The 2,924-nt window shown below is 59.9% G+C and carries 2 protein-coding genes; both read left to right on the top strand.

Annotation, left to right across the window (positions count from 1 at the left end):
* Positions 1-231 precede the first annotated feature (231 nt).
* Positions 232-2,082, top strand: a complete 1,851-nt coding sequence (locus tag G454_RS0114870) for a methyl-accepting chemotaxis protein (protein ID WP_027719207.1) — start codon at positions 232-234, stop codon at positions 2,080-2,082.
* A 169-nt stretch (positions 2,083-2,251) separates the two neighbouring features.
* Positions 2,252-2,824, top strand: coding sequence for an aminoacyl-tRNA hydrolase (gene pth, locus G454_RS0114865; RefSeq protein ID WP_027719206.1), 573 nt, complete (start codon positions 2,252-2,254; stop codon positions 2,822-2,824).
* Positions 2,825-2,924 lie beyond the last annotated feature (100 nt).

Genomic DNA, 2,924 nt, shown 5'->3' with positions numbered 1-2,924 from the left:
TTTCAAGGCAGGTTCCTCGAGGCGTTCGTTTGGGTGATGGGGTCTCATAAGGGAAATTTTCTTGTGAGGGCACCTACTGAATCTTGACACGGACTTTGCCGTGTCATTTAGTTGTAGCATTTAGAAGAACTTGCTATTATTTTTTTATGTAGGGTAGGAGTGGTAACCAGATAGTATTAAGTGAGCAAGGCAGGAGTTAAAAAAATTAGTTTTGGAGGGAGGCCAGGTGTAATGCGCTTCTATAGGACCATCGGCGGTAGGATCATGGCCTGGTTTTTAATCCTTTCCCTTGTGCCGTTAATTGGCGTGGGTGTTGCCTTTTACCTTGTGACCGCCTCTAACGCCACAAAAGCTGCCAACAGTTACCTGTTGGAGATGACGAAGATAACTGCTGCGGCCATGGACGAGTGGCTGCAGGGCCGGGCAAAGAAGCTACAGGATTACGCCAGAAATCCCGTGCTGCTGAGCGGGGACGCCGCGCAGATCCAGGCCTTTTGCAAAATGGCCACCGAGAACACGGTGGACACGGAGATGATCCTCTTTGCCGATCCGGCGGGAAACGCCATTCTGCCCAACGGGCAGAGGGTCAACATTGCCGACAGGGATTACTTTAAAGCCGTAATGAGCGGCAAAGAAGTGGCCATTTCCAGCCTGCTCATCAGCAAGGCCACGGGGAACAAGGTGATAGTGGTGGCGGTGCCGGTCAGGGGGCCGGCAGGTACAGCGGGGGTGCTGGCGGGGACCTTTGAGCCCAAGACCCTGTGGGCCAGGATAGCCAACTTAAAGTACGGTCAAAGCGGCTATGCCTATTTAATCGACTCCACGGGCCTAGTTATGGCTCACCCTGATGAATCGAAGATCATGAAAGAAAACTTCACCAAGACAAGCTCGGAGAGCTTAAACCGCGTGGCCGAAAAGATGATCAGGGGCGAGCCGGGGACGGACAGGTATACCTACGAGGGCGTGGAAAAGCTGGTGGCCTACGCGCCGGTTAAAAGCGCCGGCTGGGTGGTGGCCTTAAATGCCCCTGTTAATGAGGTATACGCTCAAACGCGTGGCATTGCTGCGAGTATGCTTCTGGTTATTGCTATTGTGGCCGTCCTGGTAGTTGTAATGGCCATTTTTGTTGGCCGCCAGATCTCGCGCCCCGTGGTGGAGCTCGCCCGGCAGGCCGAGCAGATGTCTACCGGGGATCTGAGGCTTGATATCGCCACCGGCGCCTTTGGGGAGCTGGGCGTCTTGGGCGAGGCCCTGAAGAAGATGCTGGGCAACACCGTAGGGATCTTGCGCTCCATCGGCGGAGCCATTTCCAACCTGGAAGTGGCCGTGAAGGAGATTGCCGGGGCGGCGGAGGAAACGGCCCGCGCCTCCGAGCAGGTGGCGCAGACCGTCTCTCAGGTGGCCGCCGGCGCCCAGAACATGGCCCAGGACGTGAGCCACATCAGCAGAAACACCGAGGAGACGGTGCGGCGTACCGCGGAAGGTGAAAGGATCATGCAGGAGCTGGCAGGCATGATTTCTCGCCTGGCGGAGAAGTCCCGCTCCATCGGTGAGGCCATGGAGAGGCTCACCGGGCACGCGCGGCAGATCTCGGGCATCACGGACGTCATTGCGGGCATTGCCGCCCAGACCAACCTTTTGGCGCTGAACGCGGCCATTGAGGCGGCGAGGGCCGGGGACGCCGGCAGGGGGTTTGCCGTGGTGGCGGAAGAAGTGCGGAAGCTGGCCGAGGAGTCCCGGCGCCAGGCAGAGGAAATTGCCCGGCTGGTAGAGGGCGTGACCGGGGACGTGGAGGCATCGTCTTCCATGATCAGGGAAGCAATTGCCCTGATGGAGGAAGAAGCGCAGATGGGCGAGAAGACGCTGGCGCACTTCCTGGAGATTGCGCGCGGCGCCCGGCAGGTGGCGGAGCTTTTAAACAATGTGGCCGCGGCTTCCGAGGAAAATGCGGCCTCAGCGCAGGAGATTGCCGCTTCGGCACAGGAAATGAGCTCTGCCGCCCAGACCATCAACGAGCAGGTGAAGAACCTGGTGTCGTTAATTGAAGCACTCAAGGATCAGGCGGCGAGGTTTAAGATTTAAACGCAGGCATTAGAAAAATAAACGCGTGTGAGGAGGCCGTGAGCGGCGGGCCCGCGCCCTGCCTTGCCTTTCTCCGCTCTAGGTGCTATGCTTATGGTGTGACAAATCACCGGTGCTGCCGGGAGGCAGCCTTAATTTTTCCCTTTGCGGGGGGGCGCCTGATTCTACCGTGCACCTTGTAGTGGGGCTGGGCAACCCGGGAGCGGAGTACGCGCGGACCCGGCACAACGTAGGCTTTATGGTCGTAGACAGGCTGGCCGCCGACCTGGGCATCGAGGTGGGCCGGGTGTGGCTGCGCTCCCTGGTGGGACTGGGTTACCTGGACGGGAAGCGCATTATTCTGGCCAAACCGCTTACATATATGAATAGAAGCGGCGAGGCCGTGGGGCTGCTCCTGCGCTGGTACGGCCTTACCCCGCAGGAGCTCCTGGTCGTTTCCGACGACCTGGACCTGCCCGTGGGCCAGCTGCGCCTGCGGCGCTCCGGTTCCTCCGGCGGGCACAGGGGCCTGCAGTCCGTCATCGAGCGGCTGGGAGGGGGCGACTTTGCCCGCCTGCGCGTGGGCATCGGGCGGCCCCCCGAAGGGGTGGCGGTGGTGGACTGGGTCTTAAGCGAGTTTGCCCCGGAGGAGCTGCCCGCGGTAGAGAGGGCCGTGGCCGAGGCCTCCCAGGCCGTGCGCTTGGCCCTGACGGAAGGGATGGAGGCGGCCATGAATCGCTTCAACGCCCGGCGGGCAAAATGAGGCGGGAAGGCCGTGTAAAATTTCAGTAGGCGCCAGAAAGGAATAAGCCCCTTGAAAAAGAAATGAGACCTCGCTCCCAAAAAACCACCAAAACTCAAGC

Source organism: Desulfovirgula thermocuniculi DSM 16036, assembly GCF_000429345.1.
Classification (GTDB): Bacteria; Bacillota; Desulfotomaculia; order Desulfotomaculales; family Desulfovirgulaceae; genus Desulfovirgula; species Desulfovirgula thermocuniculi.
Note: the sequence above shows the minus strand (reverse complement) of the source record. Positions and strands in the feature narration are given on the sequence as shown.

Bases quoted from the DNA above. Each gene is read 5' to 3' on its own strand.
- G454_RS0114870 (WP_027719207.1), top strand. From the start codon at position 232: ATGCGCTTCTATAGGACCATCGGCGGTAGGATCATGGCCTGGTTTTTA.